The following is a 21495-nucleotide window of genomic DNA, read 5'->3' as shown; positions in this document are numbered from 1 at the left end:
TCGTGACTACTTCCAGACCATGTTGATCGCGCGCTCGAAGACGACATAGCCCGCACGGGCGAACGCGTTCGCCATGGGGACGTTGGGCAGGTCCGTGGCGGCGCGGATCCGGGGCACGTCCTGTTCGGCGAGGATGCGCGTCCCCTCGGCCAGGAGGTCGTCGATGTAGCCGTGGCCGCGGTGGGCGGGCAGCACCCCGATGTAGGCGATGATCGGGTTGTAGCTGTTGCGTGCCGGGATCACGAACCCGACGGGTTCGCCGCCGTCGTTGAGCTCTGCGATCCGCCACCACTCGCGCGGCGTCCTGAAGGTCTCGAACTCCTCCTCGTACATGAGCTCCGCGGACTCGCGCGGGGTCATGGTGAGCAGTTCCTCGCGGGTGTGCTCGTCGAGCCCTCCCTCCACGACGAGTGTCATCAGCGAGATGAGCTCCTCGCGATCGGTGGCGGGACGGAACGACAGCCTGGTGGAGGCCTCGGGAAGCGGTGTGCCGGGCCGCCACTCCAGGCGCAGCCGCTCGACGAGCGGGGCCGCACCGGAGGCGGCCATGATGTTCAGCCGGGTCTCGACGACTTCGCGGGCGACGGGGTCCTCGCGCCAGTTGCCCGGCATGAAACGGCCGTACTCGGGGCGCTCGGCATCCGCGGGCACCACCTCGGCGGTCGCGGTCTCGAGGAGGCGCAGACCGATCTCGTGGCGCTCGGCCGCGGGCAGGGAGTCGTCGACGTCGAAGAAGTCGAGGCTCTGCGGCGCCTCGCCGCTCTTCACGGCCCACCACGCGATGCGCGCCAGTACGCGGCCGTCGCGCACGGCCACCCACATCCAGGCCGGGATGCGGCGGCCGGTGGCCAGATCGTCCTGGAGTTCGTGGTCCAGGACGTAGGAAAGCTGCTGGAAGAGCCCGAGTTCCTCGGGCCCGGCGAGCGGACGAATGGTTATGTCCGACGCGGAATTCTGCAAGAGGGTCCCCTCAGAGGTTTGACGAGTCGGCAGACCCTAACAGGGCACGTGGGCTGCCCGGCAAGGGAATTAGGGCGACGGATGCCACTCTGCGTCGCAGGTCAGGGCTGGGGCGGTCGGGAACGCGGACCTCTTTGGGAGGAGGTCCCTCTGCTGGACACCTACGGCCTTCTGGAAGGACAATCGCTGATGTGACGCCCTCCTTCGAATTCCAGACCTCCTCGGCGCCCGCGCGGCTCTCCGACGCGGAGCGCGACCGGGTGCTGGAGGTGCTCCGCGAGGGCGCCGCCGAGGGCAAGCTGTCGCACGACACGTTCCTGCGCCGGATGGAACTGGCCCTGGCCGCCCGCAGGTCGGACGAACTGGTCGCCCTCACCGCCGACTTGGACAGCGGCGGCAATCGCTGGGCGAAGGCGGTGTTCGGCGCGGTCAGCCGGGTGTCCGAGTTCTCGGTCTCGCTGCGCAGGGCCTGGCAGACCGAGCGGCTGCCCAAACTCCTCTTCCCGGTGCCGGGCCCTTATCCCCTGCGTATCGGCCGCGACCCGGCCAACGGGCTCCGCCTGAGCCACGAGACCGTGTCGCGGGTGCACGCCGAACTTGTCTTCCAGTCCGGCATGTGGCAATTGCGCGACCTCGGCTCCACCAACGGGACGTGCGTCAACGGGCGCCGGGTGACGGGAGCGGTCGCCGTGGCCGACGGTGACCAGGTCAGCTTCGGCCGGATGGCCTTCCGCCTCGCCACCCACTGAGCCCACCGGGCCGCTGAAACCATCTGACCAGGGCGAACGCCTGGGCTCGCACCGGCAAGGACAAGGTGCGCTACTCCCTGCCAGTGGCTCCCGAACTAACTTGCTTGTGGACGGCGGGACTTGGGGCTGTTCACAGCTGGTGCAGGCCACGGCCGGCCAGCGTGAGGAAGGTTTCGCCGACGGCCTCCGAGAGCGTGGGGTGGGCGTGGATGTGACGGGCCACGTCCGAGGGCTCGGCGTCCCAGCCGACGATCAGCTGGCTCTCGGCGATCATCTCGGACACGTTCGGGCCGACGAGGTGGACGCCGAGCACCTGCCCCGCGCGTTCGGCGACCACCTTCACCACCCCGCCCTGCCCGTGCACCATGCCCTTGGCGACGGCCGTCAGCGGCATGGTGTTGACCACGACGTCATGCCCCCGGTTGCGGGCGTCCGCCTCGGTCAGCCCCACCGAGGCGGTCTGCGGAGAGGAGTACGTGACCCGGGGCACCGCCGCGTAGTCGACGGGCGCGGAGGCGACCCCGGCCAGCGTTTCGGCGACCAACAGGCCCTCCGCGAAAGAGGCGTGGGCCAGACCGAGGGAGGGAGGCGGCAGCAGATCGCCCACCACATGAATGCCGGGAACCGCGGTTTCGAGCCGGGCCCAGTCGGCCGGGGCGACGAAGCCCCGCTCGTCGACGACGAGTCCGGCCGCGGCCAGGCCGAGCCCGTCGGTGACCGGCGCCCGGCCCACCGCGAGCAGGAGCCGCTGGGCCTCGATCGTGCGGATCTCGCCGCGCGCGGTGCGCACCGAGGCGCGCACCCCGTCCTCCAAGACACTCGCTTCCAGGAAGCGTGCGCCGGACTGTACATCGATGCCGCGCTTCTTGAGACCGCGGGTCAAGTGTCGGCTGACATCGGCGTCTTCGAGCGGCACGAGCCGGTCGGCGGCCTCGACCAGCGTGACCTCGGCGCCCATCGACCGGTGGAACGAGGCGTACTCGACGCCGATCGCACCGCCGCCCAGGACCAGTACGGACTGCGGAAGCCCGGGGGCGAACAGGGCGTCGTCGCTGGTGACCACACGCCGTCCGTCCGCTTCGAGGCCCGGCAGCATGCGGGGCCGCGAACCCGTGGCGAGCACAATGCCGCGCCGGGCCACAAAGTTCCCGTACCCCTCGATGAATACGCTTCGGGGTCCCGTCAACTGTGCGCGCCCGCACAGCACTTCGACGTTCGCGTGGGCCAGATGGGCTTCGACGCCCTTGTGGTTGCGGGAGACGATGTCGTCGCGGGTCGCCACCAGCGCCTGCCAGTCGATCGAGTCCACGCTCGCCTTCACCCCCCACCGCTCCCGCGCCTCGGCGATCCCGTCAACCAGCTCGGCAGCGTGCAGCATCGCCTTGCTGGGGATGCAGCCGCGGTGCAGGCAGGTGCCGCCCACCTTGTCGCGCTCGGCGAGCACCACCTTCAGGCCGAGGGCTGCGGCTCGCAGAGCGGTGGAATATCCGCCGGTGCCGCCGCCGATCACGATCACATCGGCCACAGCATCGTCGGTCGCGAGTTCCGTCAAGGTCTCAGTCTTGGGCTCAGTCATGGGGCAAGCCTCCGCCCGGGCGCTGCCATGAGTCCAAGGCAATGTTCTTGTGAGGCCGATGCACAATGCTTATGGCGCGCAGGGGGCGCGTGAGACCGGTGTGATCAACCGGTGCGATCAGGGGGACGTGGCGTGAGCCTGCGACAGATGGAGTACTTCGTCACGGTCGTCGAGGAGACGTCGTTCACCCGCGCCGCCGAGCTGCTGCATGTCACCCAGCCCGCGCTGTCCCACCAGATCAAGGCGCTGGAGAAGTCCGTCGGCGGCGAGCTCCTCGAACGGATGCCGCGCGGAGTGCGGCTCACCCCCATGGGCCGCGCCTACCTGCCGCACGCCAGGCTCGCGGTGCGCAGCGCGCTCCAGGCCCGGCGAGCGGCCCGCGCGGCGGCCGGCTCCGAAGGCGGCGAACTGCACATCGCCTCCGTGCACTCGGTGGCCGTCGGCGTGCTGCCCGAGGCATTCGCCCGCTGGCGGCGCATCCACCCCGGCGTGCGGCTGCTCCTCCACGAGTACGCCACCACCGAGGCGCTTGAGGAGTCGCTCGAACGCGGCGCCGCCGACCTGGCCGTCGGCCCGCCGCCCGAGCACTGGGACGGGCCCGTCGTCCCCGTCGGCGAGGAGGAGATCGCGCTCGTCGTCGCCTTCGACGATCCGCTGGCGGGCCGCTCCTCGGTGCGCCTCGAAGAGCTCGCCGACCACGCCTGGGTGCGCTGTGCGATGGAGCCCGTCATCGACGGCCGGCCCTTCCTCGACCTGGTCTGCGAGCGAGCCGGCTTCACCCCGCGCACCGTCGTGCGCACCGAGCACACCTCCACGGCGGTACGGATGGCCGCGGCCGGGGTCGGCGTGGTCGCCGTGCCCACCCACGTCGTACGCGGGGGTATCGGTGAGGACTGTGTGCTGCTCTCCGTCGATCCCACCTGGAAGCGCGCCCTGACCGTGTTCTCACGGGTCGAGCTGGTCGGCGCCGCGGCCGCCTTCACCGAGCTGCTGTGCAGGTCAGCCCCGTACGGCACCGGCGACATCTCACCCGTACGGCTCAACGCCGATCGCGACTGCCCGGCGGAGGTGGTCCGCTGAGACCGGTTACCCGCGGCTGCCGGGCGGAGGTGGTCCGCCGGGCAGTCAACACCGGATCCGGCGGGGAGGCGCGCGATGACAACCGTCGAGCCGCCCGAGGCAGCGCTGACCCCGCCCCACCCCTCCTCACGCGAGCCGGCATTGGCTCCGGACGCGCTCTCCTCGCCCGAGGTAGCGCTGACCCCGGCGGCCGAGAGCGGACTGCTCACCCGGGCCCCGCGCCTCCTTCTTGTGCGACCCTCCTGAGCAGCGCCACCGGGAGCGATGCGAAGAGCTCGTCCAGCGCCACCACCCTGCTGAACTGCCGCTCCGGGCTGAGGACATCGGCCCATCGGCCCTCCGGAAGCCGCAGCTCCGTCCCCGCCCAGCCGCCCGCCTCCGCGAGCCGCAGCGAGAGCCGGGTCACGGCCGTCACCACCTCGCCCGAGCGGCAGAACGCCACGCAGTGACCGGTGCGAGGGCCTCGCACTGCCAGCTCCGCGTAGGTGCCGGATTCGCCGAATATTCCGGGGAGTTCGCGCCGCAGCCGCAGTGCCGCCAAGGTCACCCTGAGCTTGTCGCCGGGGTCGGCCAGAGAGGCACGGTCGAACCGGACCGGGCGCCGGTTGTCCGGATCCACCAGCGCCGCGTACTCGTCCTCCGTCCCCTGGTAGAGGTCCGGCACGCCCGGCATCGTCAGATGCAGCAGCGCGGCCCCGAGGCTGTTGGCCCGCCAGGCATCCTCGACCTCCTGCGTGAACTCCCGTACAACTGAAGCGAGTTGACCACCCGGCCCCGCCTCGATGAAGTCGCTCACCGCCTTCTCGTAGCCGGGGTCCTGCTCCGTCCAGCCCGTGTGCAGACCGGCCTCGCGCACCGACTTGAGCAGCGCCGCCCCCAGCCGCTCCGGCTCCGGCAGCCCGCCGAGCCCGACCGAGGTCTGCCACGCGACCCAGGCGAGATGCGGATCGGGCGCCCGCGCCCCGGCCACCTGGTCGAGCAGCGCCGCCCACCGCTGCGGACACTCGGAGAGGACCGCGATCCGGGCCCGCACGTCCGCGCTGCGCTTGGTGTCGTGCGTTGACAGGACGGTGCCGGTGCTCGGCCAGTCGCGCGCGAGCCGTGTGCAGAACGCGTGGAACTCGTCCGGCTCCACCGAAGGCCGCCCCGGATCCCCGCCCACCTCGTTCACCGAGAGCAGCGGCGTGTACCGGTAGAAGGCCGTGTCCTCGACGGACTTGGCGTGCAGCGCCGACGACGTCTGCGCGAAGCGCGTACGGAACCGTTCCCGGTCCGGGGTGTCGCCGAGCCGGCCGAGCGCCAGGTCGCGCATCAGGTCCACCGCTGCGGACTCCTCCGCGACAGGGAAGGCCGCCTTCGACTCCAGGGCGGCCGAGGCGGGCATTATCAGCTCCGCCCCGAACCGGTAGGGCCGGTAGACGGGGACCCGGACCAGGAGCTCCCGCAGGGCGAGCCGCAGCGCCCACGGGGCGTGATCGCGCAGCTCGGGGCCGCCCATCGCGCAGATCCGCTGCGCCAGGCGCACCAGGTACTCGGTCTCGGCCACCAGCTCATGGGTCAGCACCCGGTATGCCGCACGGCGCACCGACGGTCCCCAGTGCCCGCCCCGGTCACCGCTGGCTCCGGTGAACTCGCCATATATGGCGAGGAGTTGCTCCATGCCTTCCGGATCGGTGAACAGGCCGTCGATGTGGCGCAGCGCGTCGTATCCGGTCGTCCCGGCGACCGCCCACCCCGCCGGCAGCCGCTCGTCGCCGGTGAGGACCTTCTCGACGACCGTCCAGCGGCCGTCCGTCGCCTCGTTCAAACGGTGCAGGTAGGCCTCGGGGTCCGCCAGCCCGTCCGGGTGGTCGACCCGCAGCCCGTCCACCACGCCGTCGTGGACCAGCTCCAGGATCTTGGCGTGCGTCGCGTCGAAGACGCTCTCGTCCTCCACCCGGAGGCCGATCAGCTCCGCGATCGTGAAGAAGCGCCGGTAGTTGAGCTCGGTCCTGGCGAGGCGCCACCAGCCGAGCCGGTAGAACTGTGAGTCGAGCAGCTCCGGCAGCGGCAGGCCCGCCGTCCCCTCGCGCAGGGGGAAGCACTCCTCGCCGTAGCGCAGTACGCCGCCGTCCACCGTCAGGCGGTCCAGCTCTGCGCCCAGCGGGCCGGCGAGCACCGGCAGCAGGATCCGCCCGTCGCCCGCCGACCAGTCGATGTCGAACCACGAGGCGTACGGCGACGAAGGGCCGGAGCGCAGCACGTCCCACAGCTGCCGGTTGTGGCGCGCGGCCGCCGACATGTGGTTCGGCACGATGTCGAGAATCAGGCCGAGCCCCAACTCCCTTGCTGCTGCTCCCAGTTGGCGCAGCCCGGATTCGCCGCCCAGCTCCTCGCGCACCTTCGCGTGGTCGGTGACGTCGTAGCCGTGCGTCGAGCCGGGCACGGCCTCCAGGACCGGCGACAGATGGAGGTGCGAGATTCCGAGCTCCGCAAGGTAGGGCAGTGCCTCCTCGGCGGCGGCGAACGGGAATCCGGGCTGCAGCTGGAGCCGATAGGTCGCGATGGGCGGGGTCATATGAACGTACGTACCCCGACGGGCGGCTTCTGTGCCTTCGGCCCATGCGTATGCCCCGGTCGGCCGCGTTAGCTTCGCCTGATGGCCGGATCGCTTCAGACCTACCGCAAGGTGCTCGCCCTGACGGGGCCCGTACTGCCGGTGATCTCCTTCCTCGGACGGCTGCCGACCGCCATGTGCCAGCTCGGCAGCGTGCTCCTGGTAGCCGAGACCAGCGGGAGCCTGGCCACCGCCGGGCTTGCCGGAGGCGCGCTGGCCGCCGGGCAGACCGTCGCGGGCCCGCTCCTGGGGCGCGCCGCCGACCGCCTCGGACAGCGCACCGTGGTGCTCGCGGCGGCGCTCGCCAACGCCGCCGCCGTGACCGGCCTGGTGCTCGCCGCGCTCTCCCACCTCGCGACCGGCTGGCTGGCCCTGCTCGGCGCCCTGGCCGGGGCCAGCGTCCCCCAGGTAGGGCCGCTCGCCCGGAGCCGGACCGTGGCCCTCGCGCACCGGGCCGGGGCCGACGAACGGACCGTGGCCGGAGCGCTCTCCTTCGAAGGCACCCTGGACGAGATCTCGTTCGTCCTCGGCCCGGCCTTCGTGGGTCTGGCCGCCTCCCTCGCCCACCCGGCCGCCGCACTCATGACGGCCGCGGCCCTGCTCGCCGTCTGCGGCACCGCCTTCGCGCTGCATCCGACGGCACGTCAGGTGACCGCCGCGCAGCGCACCGGAGCCGCCCGCACCCGGCTGCCCGGCGCGGTGTACGCGCTGCGCGCCACGATGGTTCTCCAGGGCGCCATGTTCGGCGCCTCGCAGGCGGGCATCACGGCCCTGACCGAGCAGCTCGGCCGGCCTTCGCAGACCGGGCTCGTGTACGCGGCCATGGGCGTGATGAGCGCGGCCGCCGGGCTCGCCATGGTGGCCGTGCCGGAGCGGCTCGCCCTGCCGGTCCGGTGGCGGATCGCCACCGCGGCGCTGGTCGTGCTCTCCGTGCCGCTGCTCTTCGTGAACACGCTGGCCGGCCTGTACGCCACGGTGATCGTGCTCGGGGTGGCGTACGCGCCCCATCTGATCACCGTGTTCGGGCTGACGGAGCGCCTGGTTCCGGCAGGCCGGCTCGCCGAGTCGATGGCGTTCCTCACCAGCGGCATCGTCGGCGGCCAGGCGTTCGCGCTCGCGCTGTCGGGACGGCTCGCGCAGGACCACGGTGCGGTCGCCGCGTTCACCGTGATGGTGATGGCCGGGGCGCTCTGCGCGGTGTGCTCGTGGTCCGTGCGCGGGCTCGGTGGACGGCGGGCGGAGGCGGCCACCGCGGATGCCGTCAGCGGCGTCGCGGCGGCCCCGAGGACTCCGGTCGACAGCTGAGTCGGCAGCTGCCCGGGCGGTGGTCGCGTTCATGGTCCCCACTGTGCCCGAGCCCACTGACAATCGAACTCCTGCGCAGGTCAGGGCCGTTGAGGAGCCCGGTGGGCGGCTACGCGGGCCGCCGCAGCACGGTCATGCTCCGGCCGACGAGCCCGACCCGCTCGCCCGCCGCCACCTTCGGTCCCTCGCCCGGCGGTACCCCCTCCGGCCGCGAGGTGTCCACGACCACCTGCCACTGCCGGCCGTGATTGACCGGCACCACGAAGTCGATCGCCTCCGCACTCGCGTTGAACATCAGCAGGAACGAGTCGTCGCCGATCCGCTCGCCCCGCGGCCCCGGTTCCGAGATCGCGTTGCCGTTGAGGAAGACCGACAGCGCCTTCGCGCTCGCCGACTGCCAGTCCCGGTCGGCCATTTCCTCGCCCTCGGGGGTGAACCAGGCGATGTCGGAGAGCTCGTCGTGCGTGCCCTGCACCGGGCGCCCGTGGAAGAACCGCCTGCGCCGGAAGACCGGATGGTCCTTGCGCAGCCCGACCATGGCCCGGGTGAACGCGAGGAGCGTGCCGTCCGGGTCGTCCCCGGGGTCCGGCCAGTGCACCCAGGACAGCTCGTTGTCCTGGCAGTACGCGTTGTTGTTGCCGCCCTGGGTGCGGGCGAACTCGTCGCCGTGGCTCAGCATCGGCACGCCCTGCGACAGCATCAGGGTGGCGATGAAGTTCCGCATCTGCCGGGCGCGCAGCTCCGCCACCTCGCCGTCTTCGGTGGGGCCTTCCGCGCCGCAGTTCCAGGACCGGTTGTGGCTCTCGCCGTCCCGGTTGCCCTCGCCGTTGGCGTCGTTGTGCTTGTCGTTGTACGAGACCAGGTCGTTGAGGGTGAAGCCGTCGTGGCAGGTGTGGAAGTTGATGGAGGCGAGCGGCCGCCTCCCGTCGTCCTGGTACAGGTCCGACGAGCCGGTGAGCCGCCCGGCGAACTCGGCGAGGGTCCGCGGCTCACCGCGCCACAAGTCCCGTACGGTGTCGCGGTACTTGCCGTTCCACTCGGTCCACAGCGGCGGGAAGTTGCCCACCTGGTAGCCGCCCTCGCCCACGTCCCACGGCTCGGCGATCAGCTTGACCTGACTGACCACCGGATCCTGCTGGACCAGGTCGAAGAAGGACGAGAGCCGGTCCACCTCGTGGAACTGGCGGGCCAGCGTCGCCGCGAGGTCGAAGCGGAAGCCGTCCACATGCATCTCGGTCACCCAGTAGCGCAGCGAATCCATGATCAGCTGGAGGACGTGCGGCGACCTCATGAGGAGGCTGTTGCCCGTGCCCGTGGTGTCCTCGTAATAACGGAGGTCGTCGGCGAGCCTGTAGTACTGCGTGTTGTCCAGGCCCCGGAAGGAGAGCGTGGGGCCGAGGTGGTTGCCCTCCGCCGTGTGGTTGTAGACGACGTCGAGGATGACCTCGATGCCCGCCTCGTGCAGTGCCCGCACCGCCTGCTTGAACTCGAGCACCTGCTGGCCGCGGTCGCCCCAGGAGGCATAGGCGTTGTGCGGGGCGAAGAAGCCGATGGTGTTGTAGCCCCAGTAGTTGGACATTCCGGCGTCCGCGAGCCGGTGGTCATTGACGAACTGGTGCACCGGCATCAACTCAAGGGCCGTGACGCCCAGTTGGGTGAGGTGCTCGATGACGGCCGGGTGCGCGAGCGCCGCATAGGTGCCGCGCTGGTCCGGAGGCAGCTCCGGATGGAGCATGGTGAGGCCCTTGACATGAGCCTCGTAGAACACGGTGTGGTGGTACTCGGTGCGGGGCGGCCGGTCGTCGCCCCAGTCGAAGAACGGATTGACCACCACGGAGGCCATCGTGTGCGGCGCCGAATCCAGGTCGTTGCGGCTGTCGGGCCGCCCGAAGTGGTAGCCGTAGACAGCCTCGTTCCACTCGACGTGCCCGCTTATGGCGCGCGCGTACGGGTCGAGCAGCAGTTTCGCCGAGTTGCAGCGATGCCCCTTCTGCGGCTCGTACGGTCCGTGCACCCGGAAGCCGTACCGCTGGCCCGGCAGCACGCCGGGCAGATAGGCGTGGCGTACGAACGCGTCGGACTCGCGCAGCTCGACGGCGGTCTCCGAGCCGTCGTCGTGCAGCAGACACAACTCGATCCGACGGGCGGTCTCGGAGAAGACCGCGAAATTGGTCCCGGCGCCGTCGTACGTGGCGCCGAGTGGGTAAGCCTGTCCCGGCCATACCTGCATGGGCAAGACTCTTCCACTTCCGCTCGGGGTGCTGACGGGCTGTTCGGCCAGATCCTCCCCGAAAAGACGACGGTCACCCAGGACGTCCGCGTGCGCCAATGGGTGACCCGGCTCGGGGCTGTGCGGCGCAAGCGCTATGAATCCGCTCACCCCGACAGATAGTGCCCATCAGAACAGGCCGTATCCTCGGGCCAGTTGGGAAACTCGACCCGCCATCGGGCTGCAGCGCCTCCTGCTCCCGGAGTACCCTTCCTTGATCGTTGAAGGGCGTGCAGGGCGGGCCGGACCCGCTGGGGTTGCCGGGGGCGGAAGGCGGTGCGTGGGTGAGCTCGGGAGGTCTTGAGCTGCCCCCTGGTGACACGGGTCATGAGGGGGAGTCCGGCGACATCCCGCCCGGAGCGGTCTCCCTCGCACGCCCGATGGAGATCGGGGCGGAGCTGGACTGGGGCGCGGACGCCTGGAGCGAGGTGCGTACGCGAGCGCAGCGGGCCGGGCGCGCCTACATCTGGCTGAACCTGGTGGAGCAGCGGCTGCGCGCGGTGGTCGCCGCCGTGCTGCGGCCTATCTACGAGCCGGTCCACGGCGACGACTGGGTGGTCGCCGCGGCGGGCCCCGCGGGCCAGGAGTGGGTGCAGCGGGCCGTCGCGGTGCGCGAGGTCTCGCGCCGCAAGGGCTATCTGCTCGACCCCGCCGACGACAACGTGCTCAGCTTCCTCACCCTCCCGCAGCTGCGCGAGCTCATGGTGCAGCACTGGCCCTGCTTCGAGCCGTACGTGGACGACCGGCGCGATGTCGAACTCGCCCTGGACGAGCTGGAGGTGGCCCGCAACGTCGTCTCGCGCAACCGGGCGCTGAACGAGGCCGTGCTCGCCCAGGCGGAGCGGGCCTCGGCGCGGCTCCTGGACGTGCTCGGCGGCGCCGGCGGGGCGCCGGGCGCGCACCGCCTGCCCATCGACGCCGTGGAGGACCTGGTCGGCGACCGGTACGCCGATGTCGTCTCCGTCCACTCCGACCGGGTGCGCCTGCAACGCCAGCTGCCGGCCGAGGACCTCTTCGGGGGCGCCCGCCGACTGGATGCGATAGGCATCGGTCTCAACCTCCTGGTGCAGAACTACTCGGGCCGGCGCCTGGTCCGGCTCGCCGAGTCCGGCTGCCGCGTCCGGCTGCTCTTCCTGAACCCGGCGAGCAGTGCCGTCAAGCGCCGTGAGCGTGAACTCGGCCTGAAGAAGGGCGAGTTGAGCCGCGCCGTGGAGATGAACATTCTGCACATGCGGCGGGTGCGGGCCCGGCTGCGCGACCCGGGGGCCTTCGAGATCCAGGTCTTCGACGAGACGCCGCGCTTCACCGCCTACCTGGTGGACGGCGACGGCGCGGACGGCGTCGCGGTCGTCCAGTCCTATCTGCGCCGCGCGCGGGGGATGGAGGCGCCGGTGCTCGTGCTGCGCGGCGGCGGGCGGCGGGGCGTGGTGCGGCCGGGCCAGGACGTGGAGCACGGGCTCTTCGAGACGTACCGTGAGGAGTTCGAGTCGGTCTGGGTCGATTCGCGCCCTGTGTCCTGAATTGTGGTGAGCTTCGCCGGGTGAATTCCGGCCGCCCGGCCGATTGTCAGTGCCACGTGCGAGGGTGGTCGTCAACTGGGGGAAAGCACCACGAAGGAGGGGCAGCATGAGCTGGCACCTGGAGCCGCTGGTCGGCTTCGACCTGGAGACGACCGGCACCGAGCCGCGCGAGGCGCGCATCGTGACGGCCGCGGTCGTCGAACTGCGGGGCGCCGACGTGGTGGGGCAGCGGAGCTGGCTGGCGGATCCGGGGATACGGATCCCGGCGCAGGCGTCCGCGGTCCACGGGATCAGCAGTGAGCGGGCCGCGGCCGAGGGCCGGCCCGCCGCCGAGGTGGCCGACGAGATCGCCGAGACGCTGGCCGGCCACTGGCGCCGGGGCGTGCCCGTGATCGCCTACAACGCCGCCTTCGATCTGACGCTGCTCGCCGCCGAGCTGCGGCGCCACCAACTGCCCTCGCTCAGCGACCGGCTGGACGGCGCCGCCATAGGGCCCGTCGTCGATCCGTACACGATCGACCGCTCCGTGGACCGCTACCGCAAGGGCAAGCGCACGCTCGAAGCGGTGTGTGCCGAATACGGAGTGGTCCTGGAGTCGGCGCACGACGCGGGGGCCGACGCGCTGGCCGCGGCCCGGGTGGCCGTGGCGATAGCCGAGCGCCACCCGCAGGTGGCGCGGCTCGAACCGGCGGAACTGCATGACCGTCAGATCCGCTGGTACGCGGAGTGGGCGGCCGACTTCCAGGAGTTCCTGCGCAAGAAGGGCACGGCCGACGCGGTCATAGACGGCTCCTGGCCGCTGCGCGAACTGGCGGCCCCGGCCCGGGGCTGAGGCCGGGCGGTCAGAACGGGTACCAGCGCACCTCGGGGTCGTCGTCGCGCAGCGAGGCGACGCGGCGGCGGAACTCGTCGAGCGCCTTCGGGTTGGTCGGGGCGTGCTGGGCGACCCAGGCGCAGCTGGCCGTCTCGCGGGCACCGCGCAGGACCGCGCAGCCGTCCCATGCGCGGACGTCCCAGCCATAGGCGGTGACGAACGCGTCGTACTGCTCGGCGGGCAGCCCGTACCGGTCGCGGGACAGGGCCATGACGACCAGGTCGTGCTCGCGGAAGTCGGCGGAGAACGTCTCCAGGTCGACCAGGACCGGCCCTTCGGGGCCGATGTAGACATTGCGGGGGAGGGCGTCGCCATGGATGGGACCGAGGGGCAGATGCGGGGTGAGCGCCGCGGCAGCTTGTGCGAAGCCGTCCCGGCGCGCCCGCAGATACGCGGCGTCGGCGGGGTCGATCGCGTCACCGGCCAGGTGTAGCCAGCGCTCGACGCCGCCGAGGAGTTCACGGCGGGGCAGCGGGAAGGCGGGCGCCGGCAGGGCGTGGACGCGGCGCAGGAGTTCGGCCAGATCGGTTGGCCCCGCGGGGCGTTCGGCCGCGGGCAGCCGGTGCCACACCGTCACCGGGTGGCCCTCGACGAGCCTCGGCTTCGGTTCGGCGGCCCGCACCGCGGGCACCCCGGCCTCGGCGAGCCAGGTCGCGACAGCCACTTCGCGCTCGGCCCGCTCCAGCAGCTCGGGGTGGTGCGTGGCATCGCGGCCGACCTTGACGACCAGGCCGTCCGGCAGGGCGTGTGCGGCGCCGGGCAGGGCGAAGACCGCGTTCTCGCCCAGTGCGAGCAGCTCGGCGTCGGCGACTCCGGCAAGCCCGCCGGCATCGCTCAGTGCCGTTCCGGCAAGGAGTTCGCGTGCCCGTGCCTCATCCATGATCGTCTCCCGGTGATCGTTCCTACTGGCCAAGTCTCGCATTTACGCAGGTCGTCTTGACGAACGGACGGACCGTCAGCACGATGACGGAGGCTGTTCGGCATTACTGGACAAAGGGGTCGTAACAGTGACATCTGCGACCGTGAGCGCACGGTCAGCCACCCGAAAGCCGACGAACAGACACAAGGGTGGTGACGGGGGCGGGGCCTGGTTCCTCGTGCTCCCGGCTCTCATCCCCATTCTGGTCCTCAGCGTGGGACCGCTCCTCTACGGCATCGCGCTGGCCTTCACCGACTCCCAGTCGGGCCGCACCGCCCCCACCCAGTGGGTCGGCCTGCTCAACTTTTGGGACCTGGCGCACGACGGCCTGTTCTGGGAGTCGTTCAGGATCGGGCTGCTGTGGGCGGTGGGCGTCACCGTGCCCCAGTTCCTGCTCGCCCTCGGGCTCGCGCTGCTCCTCAACCAGAAACTCCGGCTGCGCTGGCTGGCCCGAGCGCTCGCGATCATCCCCTGGGCCATGCCCGAGGTCGTGGTCGGCATCATGTGGCGCCTCGTCTACCAGCCCGACGCGGGCATCCTCAACGAAACCGTCCGCGACCTGGGTCTCGGGGACGGCAGGGACTGGCTGACCGGCCTCGCCACCGCCCTGCCCGCCGTGATCGTCGTCGGCGTCTGGGCCGGCATGCCGCAGACGACGGTCGCCCTCCTCGCCGGGCTGCAGAACACCCCGCAGGAACTGCACGAGGCCGCCGCCATCGACGGGGCCGGGGCCTGGCGCCGCTTCACCACCGTCACTTGGCCCGCCCTGAAACCGGTGGCCCTCGCGATCACGGCGCTCAACTTCATCTGGAACTTCAACTCGTTCGCCCTGGTCTACGTCCTGACCAACGGCGGTCCGGGCGGGCGCACCCGGCTGCCGATGCTCTTCGCGTACGAAGAGGCCTTCCGCTACGGGCAGTTCGGATACGCGGCGGCCATGGGCTGTGTGATGGTCGCCGTGATCGCCGTCTGCCTCGCCCTCTTCCTGGTGGGCCGCCTCCGGGAAGGGGACGGCAAGTGACCGCGCGCGCAAGGAAGTCGGGGCGCGCCGGACAGTACCTCGCGCTGCTCGCCTATCTTGTCTTCCTGGCCTTCCCGTTCCTCTGGCTGATCTCGACCGCCTTCAAGCCGCCGCGCGAACTGGGCTCGCTCCACCCCACCTGGATCCCCCGGCACCCCACGCTCGCCAACTTCCGCCAGGCCTTCGACGAACAGCCCCTGCTCCATGCGGGGCTGAACAGCCTGATCGCGGCCCTCTCCGCCTCCCTCATCGCGGTGGTGATCGCGACACCGATGGCGTATGTCATGGCCCGCCACCGGGGCCGGCTCGCGGCCGCCGCCACGGGCTGGGTGGTGATCAGCCAGGCGTTCCCGTTCGTCCTGCTGATCATTCCGCTCTTCCTGGTCCTCAAGAACCTGCACGCGATCAACTCGGTGGGCGGTCTGGTCATGGTGTACGTGGTCTGGTCGCTGCCGTTCGCGCTCTGGATGCTGAACGGCTACGTACGCGCCGTGCCACCCGAGTTGGAGGAGGCGGCCGCCGTCGACGGCGCGGGGCGGCTGCGCACCCTCGTCTCGGTCACCGCGCCCCTGCTCGCCCCCGGCATCGTGGCCACCGTGCTCTTCGCCTTCATCACGGCGTGGAACGAATTCTTCTTCGCACTCGTTCTGCTGAAGACCCCCGAGAAACAGACCCTGCCCGTCGTCCTCACCCACTTCCTCGGCGCGGAGGGAGTCGCCGACCTGGGCCCGCTCGCGGCAGCCGCCTTCCTCGCCACCCTGCCCTCCCTGGTGATCTTCGCGATCATCCAGAAGCGGATCACCGGCGGCATGCTGACCGGGGCGGTGAAGAGCTGATGCGGTCTCGTGAACGGACCGCACCCGTACGTCTGTTGATGCCGGCAGCCGTGCTGGCCCTCCTCGTGCCGCTGCTCGCCGGGTGCTCGGACGGCGGATCCGGAGGCGGGGGAGTCGTCAGGCTCCGCTTCCAGTCCCTGGCCTGGCAGAAGGAGTCGGTCGACGCGACGAAGGCCCTGGTCAAGGAGTGGAACGCGACGCACCCCGGCATCCAGGTCCAGTACGTACAGGGCAGTTGGGACACCGTGCACGATCAGCTCCTCACCGCGTTCGAGGGAGGGGAGGCGCCCGACGTCATCCACGACGCGTCCGACGACCTGGCCGACTTCGCGTACGGCGGCTACCTCGCGGACCTGGGTGGTCTGCTCCCGCAGCGGCTCAAGGGCGACATCCCGGCGCAGAGCTGGGAGACGGCCACCTTCGACAAGAGGGTCTACGGAGTGCCGTTCCTCCAGGAGCCGAGAGTCCTCATCGCCAACACGAAGATCCTTAAGTCCTCGGGGGTTCGGATCCCCACGCCCGAACATCCCTGGAGCTGGGCCGAGTTCGGACAGGTGGCGAAGAAGCTGAGCGGCAACGGAAAGTACGGCGTGGCCTGGCCGCTCAAGGAGCCCGTCTCGGTCACCCTCAACCTGAGCCTGTCCGCAGGCGGCCGGCTGTTCGCGCGGGGCGCCGACGGCAAGGCGAAGGTGGAGTTCACGGCGGGCGACGCCGTCGTCCCCGACACCATTCACGACCAGGTCAACACCGACAGGAGCGCGGCGCGGACCACCCTCGGCATGGGCGGCTCGGACACCCTGCCCGGCTTCTTCGGCGGCAAGTACGCGATGGTGCCGCTCGGGTTCTCCTACCGCCAGCAGATCGTGCAGCAGGCCCCGCCCGGCTTCGACTGGACGGTGTTTCCGGCCCCGGCGGGCAGCGCGGGCCTGGACCAGGGCGTCAGCCCGCAGACCCTGTCGGTCGCCCAGGACAGCCCGCACAAAAAGGAGGCCGCCCAGTTCGTCGACTTCATGCTCAGCCCGCCGAACATGGTGCGGCTCGCCAGGGGCGACTGGATGCTCCCGACGGGAACCGAGGCGCTCAAGGACCCGGCCCTGCACACCGCCCAGGACGGCTGGGCGACCGGCGCGGCCCTCGCCCCGTATCTGCGCTCGGCCCCCGCGCAGTCCGTGCGCGGCTACCCGGAGTGGAAGGACAAGGTGGCCACGCCGGCCCTGCAGGAGTACTACAGCGGGGCCATCGGCGCGGCCGAGCTGAAGAAACGGCTGGTCCAGGACGGAAATCGGGTCCTGGCGCGCTATCAGCGGTGAGCTCTGAAAGGGGAGCCCGATCTGAAAGGGGAGCCCTGGAAGGAGCCCCGCGGGTTGCCCCGGCCCGTCCCCCGAACGGGCCGGGGCGGACTCGGCCGGCGGCGGCACGACGGCCTCGTCGTGCGTGAGGCCGGGCAAGCCGCCCGGGCGGTGGCCGACGGCCCGGCGCCGTCCAGCCACCCTTCGACGTTAGGGGTGCGATCCGGCCGTCTCGTCGTGCTCCCAGGCGAGCCCGCCCGAGCCGGGCTCATCCCAGCGGTGTGGAGGCATCACCGACGAGGCGTACCGAAGCCCCTTACACGTAAAGGGAGTTGAGCCCGGCAAAAGGTCAAAGGGTTCACACAGAGTGTCCATCTGCCCTTCACGAAGCCCGAGTTGCCCGTTCCTGGCCGGTTTCTGATTACGAAAGCTTGTTGGGTAAGTCACAGCTGCATGAAGGCCTTGATCTGCGCGCGTCAATCGGCAAGGGTTTCGAATCAGCCCCGGAAAGTTTCCGTCCGGTAGGCAAACCCCCCACAAATAGTGACGAGGAGACCCCTCTTCATGGCAACTCACAAGCGTGCGAGCAAGAAGATCAAGCTCACCGCAGCCATAACCGCCGTCGTGGCGGCGGCCGGAGTGACCGTACTGAACTCTCCGTTCGCCGGAGCCACCCCCGCCGAAGGCACGGTCTACGGACTCAACGCCAAGGACGCGGTCGACGGCAGCTACATCGTCCTGCTCGACAAGTCGGCCACGGCCGACTCCAAGCGCAAGCTCGCCGAGGAGTACGGCGGCAGCCTCCAGCGCGACTACTCCTCCGCCGTCAACGGCTTCTCCGCCAGCGGGCTTTCGGAGACCCAGGCCAAGCGGCTCGCCGCCGACCCGTCCGTCGGCAAGGTCGTACAGAACAAGAAGTTCCACATCAACGCGGAGCAGGCGAGCCCGCCGTCCTGGGGCCTCGACCGGATCGACCAGACCGACACCAAGGGCGACGGCAAGTACACCTACCCGGACAGCGCCGGGGACGGCGTCACCGCGTATGTGATCGACACCGGGGTCCGCATCTCCCACAAGGACTTCGGCGGCCGGGCCTCCTACGGCTTCAACGCGGTCGACAACAACGACAAGGCCGACGACGGCAACGGCCACGGCACGCACGTGGCGGGCACCATCGCGGGCGCCGAGCACGGCGTGGCCAAGAAGGCGAAGATCGTCGCCGTACGCGTCCTCGACAACCAGGGCTCCGGCAGCACCGAGCAGGTCGTCGCCGGCATCGACTGGGTCACCAAGAACCACAAGGGCCCCTCGGTTGCCAACATGAGCCTCGGCGGCACCGCCGACCCGGCGCTGGACGAGGCCGTCCAGAAGGCGATCGCCTCCGGCGTCACCTTCGGCATCGCGGCCGGCAACGAGTCCACCGACGCGGGCAACAGCTCGCCGGCGCACGTGAAGGAGGCCATCACCGTCGCCTCCTCCACCAAGGACGACAAGCAGTCCGACTTCTCCAACTTCGGTTCGGTCGTCGACCTCTACGCCCCGGGCTCGGACATCACCTCCGACTGGAACACCAGCGACACGGCCACCAACACCATCTCCGGTACGTCCATGGCGACCCCGCACGTCGTCGGCGCCGCGGCCGTCTACCTGGCCGGCCACAAGGACGCCACCCCGGCTCAGGTCTCCGACGCCCTCACCAAGGGCGCCACGGCCGACAAGATCTCCAACGCGAGCCCCGGCACCCCGAACAAGCTGCTGAAGATCGTCGAGTAGACACCCTTCACCAGCATCGAACGGCGGCCCCCGCGCCCGTCCCCCACGGGGCGCGGGGGCCGCTTTAGGGTGACCCCATGACGACGACGTACGCTGCTCTGCTCCGCGGCATCAATGTCGGCGGGAACAAAAAAGTTCCCATGGCCGACCTCCGGAAAATCCTCGGCGAGCTCGGCCACGGCGCTGTGAAGACGTACCTCAACAGCGGAAACGCCGTCTTCAGCAGCACCTCCCGCGACCAGGACGCGCTCGCCGCGGACCTGGAGGCCGCCATCGAGAAGCACTTCGGCTTCCGGGTCGCCTGCATGGTGCGCAGCGGCCCCTATCTGCGGTCCGTTCTCGAAGCCTGCCCCTTCCCGGCCGACGAGCTGGAGGGCAAGCAGCTGCACGCCACCTTCTTCGCGGGCCCGCCCGTCACCGCCGACCGCTTCGCCTCCATCGACCGGGCCGCCTTCCTCCCCGAGGAGTTCCGGCTCGGCGACCAGGTGCTCTATCTGTACGCGCCCGAGGGACTCGGCAAGTCGCAGCTCGGCGCCGCCCTGTCCCGGCCCGGCCTGCTCAAGGGCATCGACGCGACCTCCCGCAACTGGAACACCGTCAAGGCGCTGGTGCGGATGACGGAGGCGGCCGGTGCCTGAGGTGGAACGGTCGCCCGTCGAGGCGGCCATCGAGGGGGAGCCGCGAATGCTCGACCCCGTACAGGCGGCCCGGTTCACGGCACCGCCGCCTCCATCGGGCTCGGCTCAGGACGCCTGGAGCCCGGGGTCGGCTCAGGACGCCTGAAGCGCATCCAGTGTGTTCAACTCGTCCTGGGACAAGCTGACTTGGGCAGCATCCAGGTTCTCGTCCAGATGCGCCGGCGAGCCGGTACCCGGCGTCGGGCACAGGACGGGCGAGCGGTGCAGCAGCCAGGCCAGGGCGATCTGACCCCGGGTCGCGCCGTGCTGCCGGGCGATCCGGTCGAGGTCGGCCGCCGCCTCGCCGGTGAGTGCGCCGTTGGCCAGCGGGAACCAGGGCAGAAACGCCAGGCCGTGCGCCTCGCACAGGCCGAGCACCGACTCCGACTCCCGGTCCAGAAGGTTGAAGCGGTTCTGCACCGAGGCGACATCGGTCAACCGGAGCGCCGCCTCCACCTGTTCGGCCGAGACGCTGTCCAGGCCGATGTGCCGGATCTTGCCCTCCCGCCTCAACTCGTCGAGCGCGCCCAGCTGTTCGGTCATGGGCACCTCGGGGTCGAGCCGGTGCAGCTGGTACAGGTCGACGGCCTCCGTCCGCAGCCGGCGCAGGCTCGCCTCGCACATCGCCCGCAACTGCTCGGGCCGCCCCGCGATGTGCCAGGCGCTGTCACTGGTCCGTACGACACCGCCCTTCGTCGCGATCACCACATCGGCCGGGTAGGGGTGCAGGGCCTCCGCGACGAGTTCCTCGGCGAGGCCCGGGCCGTAGTTGTCGGCGGTGTCGATCAGCGTGACACCCCGCTCGACCGCGCGGCGCAGCACGGCGAGCGCGTCCGCCCGCTCACCGCGCGGGCCCCAGTAGCCGGGCCCGGTGAGCTGCGCGGTACCGAAGCCGAGCCGCCGCAGGGGCCGGTCGCCGCCGAGCGCGAAGGTCTCAGAGATCATGCGAAGGACCGTATCCGACCACCCTCCACGCTCCGGCCGGCGGACCGGGTCGCGGCACGGCCGCCAAGGAACGGGCCGAGCCGGCCGACGCCGAAATGGCCCAGTGATCACAAATGGAATTGGACCACGAGCAGGGGCCATTGCCGAGCTACGCTCGACCCATGACGGACACCACGAAAGACCTCGCGCAGCGCACCACCGTCGACTTCTACTTCGACCCCGCCTGCCCCTTCGCCTGGATCACCTCCCGCTGGATGCTGGAGGTCGAACGGCACCGCGACATCGAGCTGAGATTCCGGCCGATGAGCCTCTACCTCCACAACATCGGCAATGAACTGCCCGACTGGTACCGGGACTTGGTCGACCGGTCGATCGGCCCCGTCCGGGTCGCGGTCGCGGCGGCCGAGGCGCACGGCGACGGCGTGCTGCGCGATCTGTACACGGCCTTCGGCACCCGTATCCACCAGGACAAGAACGAGGACTTCGACGAGGTGATCGCCCAGTCCCTAGCGGAGCTCGGCCTGCCCGCAGCCCTCGCCGAAGCCGCCCACGACCCGGCGTACGACGAAGCCGTGCGCCGCAGCCACGACGCGGGCAAGGACCCGGCCGAGGACGGCTACGTCGGCACCCCGACCATGCACTTCGACGGCAAGGTCTACTTCGGCCCGGTGCTCAGCTCGATCCCGCGCGACGAGGAGGCGGCCCGGCTCTTCGACAGCGTGCGCACGATCGCCGCGTACCCCGACTTCTTCGAGCTCAAGCGGACCCGGACGGGATCCCTCCGCTTCGACTGAGGCCGCCTCAAGAGCGCTGTCGCGTTTTTTCAATACCGGGGGAGGGGCGCGACGGCAGGCTGGGGCGCATGAAGAACGAACACCGTGCCATGACCGAATGCGCAGCAGAGGCCGCCCGCATCGCGCGCGGCGTCACCCCCGGTCGGCTCGCCGGGCCCACTCCCTGCGGGGAGTGGGACGTGCGGGCGCTGGTCTACCGCCAGTACCAGGGCTTCGCCGACCCGGTCGACCTGCCGTCCACGGCCGCCACCTTCGAGCGCGCCCTGGCGGCCTCCGGCCGCGACCCGCACCGGGGCGCCTGACCCCAAGCCG

At 70.8% G+C, this 21495-nt stretch carries 18 protein-coding genes and 1 pseudogene; 13 read left to right on the top strand and 6 right to left on the bottom strand.

Annotated features, from left to right (window positions below; genetic code table 11):
* Nucleotides 1-6 precede the first annotated feature (6 nt).
* A complete protein-coding gene (locus ACSHXC_RS09320) occupies nucleotides 7-960 on the bottom strand; it encodes a GNAT family N-acetyltransferase (protein WP_438291129.1) in 954 nt (317 codons plus the stop codon).
* A 191-nt stretch (nucleotides 961-1151) separates the two neighbouring features.
* Between ACSHXC_RS09320 and ACSHXC_RS09315 the strand changes: the two genes are divergently transcribed.
* Nucleotides 1152-1709: an FHA domain-containing protein gene (locus ACSHXC_RS09315; RefSeq protein ID WP_399492249.1), complete on the top strand. Its 558-nt coding sequence runs from the start codon at nucleotides 1152-1154 to the stop codon at nucleotides 1707-1709.
* Nucleotides 1710-1839: 130 nt separating this feature from the next.
* On the opposite strand, the gene lpdA is transcribed toward ACSHXC_RS09315, so the two are convergent.
* Nucleotides 1840-3285, bottom strand: coding sequence for a dihydrolipoyl dehydrogenase (gene lpdA, locus ACSHXC_RS09310; protein WP_438291128.1), 1446 nt, complete (start codon nucleotides 3283-3285; stop codon nucleotides 1840-1842).
* Between the two features lie 147 nt (nucleotides 3286-3432).
* Between lpdA and ACSHXC_RS09305 the strand changes: the two genes are divergently transcribed.
* Together ACSHXC_RS09305 and ACSHXC_RS09300 are read left to right on the top strand one after the other, a co-directional pair.
* Nucleotides 3433-4365, top strand: coding sequence for a LysR family transcriptional regulator (locus ACSHXC_RS09305; RefSeq protein WP_438296495.1), 933 nt, complete (start codon nucleotides 3433-3435; stop codon nucleotides 4363-4365).
* Between the two features lie 75 nt (nucleotides 4366-4440).
* Nucleotides 4441-4611 carry a hypothetical protein gene (locus ACSHXC_RS09300; RefSeq protein WP_438291127.1) on the top strand — a complete coding sequence of 57 codons (171 nt, stop codon included), beginning with the start codon at nucleotides 4441-4443 and terminating at the stop codon, nucleotides 4609-4611.
* On the opposite strand, the gene treY is transcribed toward ACSHXC_RS09300, so the two are convergent.
* Nucleotides 4571-6922: a malto-oligosyltrehalose synthase gene (gene treY / locus ACSHXC_RS09295; RefSeq protein ID WP_438291126.1), complete on the bottom strand. Its 2352-nt coding sequence runs from the start codon at nucleotides 6920-6922 to the stop codon at nucleotides 4571-4573. The genes ACSHXC_RS09300 and treY overlap by 41 nt on opposite strands.
* Nucleotides 6923-7003: 81 nt before the next feature.
* On the opposite strand from treY, the gene ACSHXC_RS09290 reads away from it, so the two are divergent.
* Nucleotides 7004-8266, top strand: coding sequence for an MFS transporter (locus tag ACSHXC_RS09290; RefSeq protein ID WP_438291125.1), 1263 nt, complete (start codon nucleotides 7004-7006; stop codon nucleotides 8264-8266).
* Nucleotides 8267-8375: 109 nt separating this feature from the next.
* On the opposite strand, the gene glgX is transcribed toward ACSHXC_RS09290, so the two are convergent.
* The gene (gene glgX / locus ACSHXC_RS09285; RefSeq protein ID WP_438291124.1) at nucleotides 8376-10496 is read right to left on the bottom strand and encodes a glycogen debranching protein GlgX; all 2121 of its coding nucleotides are present in this window, start codon (nucleotides 10494-10496) and stop codon (nucleotides 8376-8378) included.
* Between the two features lie 323 nt (nucleotides 10497-10819).
* Here glgX and ACSHXC_RS09280 point away from each other — a divergent pair, with 323 nt between their 5' ends.
* Together ACSHXC_RS09280 and ACSHXC_RS09275 are read left to right on the top strand one after the other, a co-directional pair.
* Nucleotides 10820-12055: an SAV2148 family HEPN domain-containing protein gene (locus ACSHXC_RS09280; RefSeq protein ID WP_438291123.1), complete on the top strand. Its 1236-nt coding sequence runs from the start codon at nucleotides 10820-10822 to the stop codon at nucleotides 12053-12055.
* Between the two features lie 106 nt (nucleotides 12056-12161).
* Entirely contained in the window at nucleotides 12162-12887 is a 726-nt protein-coding gene (locus ACSHXC_RS09275) for a 3'-5' exonuclease (RefSeq protein ID WP_438291122.1), read from the top strand.
* Nucleotides 12888-12897: 10 nt separating this feature from the next.
* Here the strand turns inward: ACSHXC_RS09275 and ACSHXC_RS09270 are convergent, their stop codons facing one another.
* A complete protein-coding gene (locus tag ACSHXC_RS09270; protein ID WP_438291121.1) occupies nucleotides 12898-13809 on the bottom strand; it encodes a phosphotransferase enzyme family protein in 912 nt (303 codons plus the stop codon).
* A 142-nt stretch (nucleotides 13810-13951) separates the two neighbouring features.
* On the opposite strand from ACSHXC_RS09270, the gene ACSHXC_RS09265 reads away from it, so the two are divergent.
* The 5 genes from ACSHXC_RS09265 to ACSHXC_RS09245 all read left to right on the top strand — a co-directional run bounded on the left by ACSHXC_RS09265 (nucleotide 13952) and on the right by ACSHXC_RS09245 (nucleotide 19405).
* Nucleotides 13952-14869 carry a carbohydrate ABC transporter permease gene (locus ACSHXC_RS09265; protein WP_438291120.1) on the top strand — a complete coding sequence of 306 codons (918 nt, stop codon included), beginning with the start codon at nucleotides 13952-13954 and terminating at the stop codon, nucleotides 14867-14869.
* The gene (locus ACSHXC_RS09260) at nucleotides 14866-15705 is read left to right on the top strand and encodes a carbohydrate ABC transporter permease (RefSeq protein WP_438291119.1); all 840 of its coding nucleotides are present in this window, start codon (nucleotides 14866-14868) and stop codon (nucleotides 15703-15705) included. The genes ACSHXC_RS09265 and ACSHXC_RS09260 overlap by 4 nt, the downstream gene beginning before the upstream one ends.
* Before the next feature lie 38 nt (nucleotides 15706-15743).
* A complete protein-coding gene (locus tag ACSHXC_RS09255; protein WP_438291118.1) occupies nucleotides 15744-17015 on the top strand; it encodes an ABC transporter substrate-binding protein in 1272 nt (423 codons plus the stop codon).
* A 543-nt stretch (nucleotides 17016-17558) separates the two neighbouring features.
* Nucleotides 17559-18767, top strand: a complete 1209-nt coding sequence (locus tag ACSHXC_RS09250; RefSeq protein WP_438291117.1) for a S8 family serine peptidase — start codon at nucleotides 17559-17561, stop codon at nucleotides 18765-18767.
* A 77-nt stretch (nucleotides 18768-18844) separates the two neighbouring features.
* A complete protein-coding gene (locus ACSHXC_RS09245; RefSeq protein ID WP_438291116.1) occupies nucleotides 18845-19405 on the top strand; it encodes a DUF1697 domain-containing protein in 561 nt (186 codons plus the stop codon).
* 132 nt (nucleotides 19406-19537) lie between these two features.
* On the opposite strand, the gene ACSHXC_RS09240 is transcribed toward ACSHXC_RS09245, so the two are convergent.
* The gene (locus ACSHXC_RS09240) at nucleotides 19538-20389 is read right to left on the bottom strand and encodes an aldo/keto reductase (protein ID WP_438291115.1); all 852 of its coding nucleotides are present in this window, start codon (nucleotides 20387-20389) and stop codon (nucleotides 19538-19540) included.
* Between the two features lie 161 nt (nucleotides 20390-20550).
* Here ACSHXC_RS09240 and ACSHXC_RS09235 point away from each other — a divergent pair, with 161 nt between their 5' ends.
* Both ACSHXC_RS09235 and ACSHXC_RS09230 read left to right on the top strand, forming a co-directional pair.
* Nucleotides 20551-21183 carry a mycothiol-dependent nitroreductase Rv2466c family protein gene (locus ACSHXC_RS09235; RefSeq protein ID WP_438291114.1) on the top strand — a complete coding sequence of 211 codons (633 nt, stop codon included), beginning with the start codon at nucleotides 20551-20553 and terminating at the stop codon, nucleotides 21181-21183.
* A 68-nt stretch (nucleotides 21184-21251) separates the two neighbouring features.
* Nucleotides 21252-21377, top strand: a pseudogene (locus ACSHXC_RS09230) (maleylpyruvate isomerase N-terminal domain-containing protein); the annotation flags it as partial.
* Nucleotides 21378-21495 lie beyond the last annotated feature (118 nt).

This window comes from Streptomyces sp. HUAS TT7 (assembly GCF_051550175.1).
GTDB lineage: Bacteria > Actinomycetota > Actinomycetes > Streptomycetales > Streptomycetaceae > Streptomyces.
Note: the sequence above shows the minus strand (reverse complement) of the source record. Positions and strands in the feature narration are given on the sequence as shown.